2 protein-coding genes are annotated in these 680 nt (G+C 69.6%); both read left to right on the top strand.

Annotated features, from left to right (window positions below):
- Positions 1–386: oligopeptide/dipeptide ABC transporter ATP-binding protein (locus tag FV242_RS34045; protein ID WP_368732215.1), on the top strand; the 386-nt coding region annotated here is incomplete at its 5' end.
- Positions 387–478: 92 nt separating this feature from the next.
- A partial coding sequence (locus tag FV242_RS34040) for an ATP-binding cassette domain-containing protein (RefSeq protein ID WP_246693021.1) occupies positions 479–680 on the top strand: 202 nt, incomplete at its 3' end.

Raw genomic sequence — 680 nt, 5'->3', positions numbered from 1 at the left:
AGATGGGCACCGCCATCGTGCTGATCACCCACGATCTCGGGGCGGTGGCCGACATCGCCGACACGGTGGCGGTACTCTACGCCGGGCGGTGCATCGAGCAGGGCGAGACCCGCGCCGTGATGCGCGCCGCGCAGCATCCCTATACCCGCGGGCTGATGGGCTGCACGCCCCATCTACGCTTGGGAATGGCAGCGGCGACCGCCGGCATTTCCCTCAAGGAAATCCCAGGCCTCGTGCCGCCGCTCGGTCGTCGACCCGCGACCTGCGCCTTCGCCGACCGCTGCGAGCGGGCCGATGCGGTCTGCGTCCAGCTCGCCCAGCCGGGCCTCGCGCCCTCCGCCCCGGCGCACATGGTGGCCTGTTGGCATCCCGAGGAAACCGCATGAACATTCGATCGGCTGTCGCTGGAACGAATGCAGTCCTTCAGATCCGAGATCTCGTGATCCATTTCCCGATAGCGGGCGGAGGCGGTTCGGTAGTGCACGCGGTCGATGGCGTGAGCTTCGTCGTGCGTCGCGGCGCGAGCTTCGGCATCGTCGGAGAGTCCGGCTCTGGCAAATCCACCACAGCGCAGGGCATCATGCGCCTCGTTCCGGCGACCGCCGGCCACGTCGTCCTCGACGGCGAGGACATCCTCGGCCTCCGGGGCGCCCGGTTGCGGCAGGCGCGCCGCCACATCC

The sequence above is a fragment of the Methylobacterium sp. WL64 genome (assembly GCF_008039945.1).
Taxonomy (GTDB): Bacteria; Pseudomonadota; Alphaproteobacteria; order Rhizobiales; family Beijerinckiaceae; genus Methylobacterium.
Note: the sequence above shows the minus strand (reverse complement) of the source record. Positions and strands in the feature narration are given on the sequence as shown.